Raw genomic sequence first — 3,400 nt, 5'->3', positions numbered from 1 at the left:
CCCCCGCCCCCCCCCCCGCTAACAAACTTGACTTAGTTGCCATGAGTCGCGACATAGATTTTGCTAAGTTGGGTGAAAACTATCTTAAAAGCGTGCAAAACGAACTTGGTGGACATCAACATTTTATCGATAAATTACCGCTAAATTCTTTGTATGTAGGGCTGATTCACTTAGCCCTACCCCAAGCTAAAATTATCTATATTCAGCGTCATCCTCTGGATACCTGTTTTGCCATCTACAAACAGTTGTTTACCAATGGTTATCCTTTTTCTTACGACTTAGATGACTTAGCTCAATATCAGATTGCCCACCAGCGTTTAATGCAACACTGGCAAAGAGTGCTACCAGGTGTGATCCACAGAGTAAATTACGAACACTTAGTGGCCGATGTCGACACTCAAACTCAAAACCTACTGAATTATTGCGGCCTTGAGTGGCAAGCCAGTTGTAGTCAGTTTCAATACAATAGCGCGCCCTCAACCACCGCCAGTGCAGCTCAAGTAAGGCAAGGTGTTTACAGCAGTTCCATAGGCAAGTGGCGGCACTTTGCAACTCAGCTTGCTGGCGTAAAACAACGATTAGAACAGGCGGGTATAGCGTGCGATTAATCAGCTTAAGTTTATTGATGGCGGGTTTACTTGCTGCATGTAGCCTTAATGCCGCGCCAAGCACCCCTCGCAATATGCAGGACTTAGTGCCCCATGAGTTACCAGCGCCGACCTTATTGCTCCAAGGCCGTATTACACTACTTGCCCAAACTAAGCATGCCAGACTGTCCTTAGTTGGCAGTAATAGCCGTAACACCGATCCACGGCGTACTTTACCCAATATGGTGTTTGATGTGGTACAAAGTCAAAGTGGCGAGGTGCTCCCCCTGCAACGTAGTTTGCAACTGAGCGACAATCCATATTGGGATTACATCGTCGGCGTGGGTAAAATTTGGCAGGATTCCGACAACAAACAAACTCATATCGTCGCCCTGCCTTTTGCCTTAGTAGAAAAAAACGAAAACTGTGTACATAACGGCGTCATCACCTTTGACATTGATACCCAAGATCAAAGCTCTGGCGGCTTCAAATCTGAATACTATTATCAAATCAGTAGCGAAACCTGTGCTTATTTCAAAGCGGATTTTTGGGGTAGGGGTGAAAGTAAATTCGAGGCTAAGCAATATACTAATGCCGCGCTTTACCTCCAGCATTATCAACAAGAACAACAGCACCGTCTTAATACCCAAACACTGAGCCAACTAAGCACTCGCTATCCTGAGCTGTCTTTGGCGGGATTGGCCCTGACGGGACAAATTAAAGCCCAAGATATGACGACCTATGGCTTGGTCGTCAACGATGTGCATTATGTAGCAGATTGCCCAACTCGCGCGGGCTTGTATCCTTTTTGTGAGCAATTGGTACTGCCCTCCTACTCTACCGCCAAGTCGATTTTTGCCGGTTTAAGCATGTTCTATTTACAGCAACAATATGGCGATGTATTTACGCAAAAAGTCCAAGATTGGGTACCGCAATGCTTAGGTAAACAAGGTAGGAGTGATAATGGCCAAAATGAACAATGGCAAGATGTCAGCTTTGTGGATTTATTAAATATGAGCAGTGGCAATTATCACTCTGCGGCCTACCACGTAGATGAAGGGGCTGATGCAACCTTAACTTTTTTTAATGCCACCACTCATCAAGATAAACTCAACTTTGCTTGTGGTCACTACCCTCACCAAAGTCCAGCGGGCGAGCGTTTTGTTTACCATACCTCGGATACTTATTTATTAACTGCCGCGCTAAACAATTACTTAAAAAGTAAACGAGGTGACAAGGTCGATATTTTTACTGACATTGTGGTCAATAAAATTTTTGCACAGCTGCGCCTCAGTGCATTAAGTAACGGCAGCAGACGTACTCAAGATGCGGAAAAACAAGCCTATGGCGGTTATGGATTGTTTTTTAATACAGACGATATTGCCAAGCTCAGCCTGTTTATTAATCAACAATCCGCATCCTTAGCAACAGAGCCACGTTTACTGGCTCAAGGGCCTCTCAATCAAGCCCTTCAGCGCAGTGCAGAACCGTTTGGTTTGACTACCGATTTCAGTACTATTCGTTATTGGCACAGTTTTTGGGCACGTAACATCGATAGTCTACAACTATGCGACTCCCCTACTTGGTTACCTTTTATGTCAGGTTATGGCGGCATTACCATCGCGTTATTAGCCAACAATACTAGCTATTATTATTTCAGTGATAGCCATCAATACGACTGGTCGAGTGCCCTACCCGAATTGGCCAAACTACAATCACTTTGCCATCCACCTGAGCAGGCAAAACTGCAAGCACTACAGGAAGATTAAAATGACTATTCAACTCGAACCAAACCAATCCAATTCATCATGGAAGGTCGCGCCTCACGGCATGTTAGCCCGCATTTTTCTAGCCTTTTTAACCACCGCTGGCATTTTTTATATCAATATCATGCCGGCCTTGGTCAGTGGTTTAAAAGAAGGTTTAGAGTTTACAAATCAACAAGCGGGTTTTATTAGTTCGGCCAACTTATATGCCGCCGCCGCAGGAGCTCTAAGTGCTGTTTTTCTGGTTAAACATATTCAATGGAAAACTTGGGCTTATGTCTTATTAATTGCACTACTGTGTATCGATTTTGCCAGTATGCACATTGTCTCTGCCAATGTGATGATTGGCGTGCGCGCAATTCATGGCTTGGTGGGAGGCTTGTTAGTCGGCATTGGTTTTGCGGTGATTTCGCGCACTACAGATGCAGATAAAACCTTTGGTTATTTATTATTGATCCAATGGGGATTAGGCGGTCTGGGCATCATGTACTTGCCGGGCTTAGTGCCTGAATATGGTACCTCGGCGTTGTTCACTTCATTGATGACCTTTACTCTAGTCACCTTGCTGATGCTGCCCTTTTTACCCTTATATGCAATCGCTAAAGTGGATCCACTTGCCCCCCTACCAGCAAAAATAAGACGTGTACCACTAGTACTTAACTTATTTGCCATCTTTCTATTTCAAGCAGCCAATATGGGGTTATTTGCTTTTATCATTGGTTTAGCCAAGGCGGAGGGATTGACTATTGATTTTATCAGCCCAGCATTGGCTGCAGGCAGTTGGATAGCCTTATTTGGCTCTATGTTGGTGATTATTATTGGCACTAAATATGGTCGAACCCTGCCTTTGCTGGCGTCCATAGTGCTTACGGCCATTTGTTCATGGCTGTTAATTTTCAGTGAAATTCCCATGGTGTATTTACTCGCTAACATCGTGATTGGCATTACCTGGGCCTTTGCTTTGCCTTATATGTTTGGCATCTGCTCTGAACTAGATAAAGCAGGGCAACTTGCAGCGCTCGGTGGTTTTGCTTCGAAAATGGGCTT

The 3,400-nt window shown here is 44.6% G+C and carries 3 protein-coding genes; all 3 read left to right on the top strand.

The features are described 5' to 3' along the window. Window positions 1-608, top strand: a 608-nt coding sequence (locus AX660_RS23355) for a sulfotransferase family protein (protein WP_162266430.1), incomplete at its 5' end; no start/stop codon positions are given. After that, window positions 599-2,356, top strand: coding sequence for a serine hydrolase (locus AX660_RS17410; protein WP_068379563.1), 1,758 nt, complete (start codon window positions 599-601; stop codon window positions 2,354-2,356). The genes AX660_RS23355 and AX660_RS17410, both read left to right, overlap by 10 nt. 1 nt (window position 2,357) lies before the next feature. Continuing rightward, window positions 2,358-3,400: MFS transporter (locus tag AX660_RS17405; RefSeq protein ID WP_068379559.1), on the top strand; the 1,043-nt coding region annotated here is incomplete at its 3' end.

Origin of the sequence: Paraglaciecola hydrolytica (genome assembly GCF_001565895.1) — a bacterium.
Lineage (GTDB): Bacteria > Pseudomonadota > Gammaproteobacteria > Enterobacterales > Alteromonadaceae > Paraglaciecola > Paraglaciecola hydrolytica.
The sequence above is the reverse complement of the archived record's forward strand: the minus strand, read 5'-3'. Positions and strand labels throughout refer to the sequence as shown.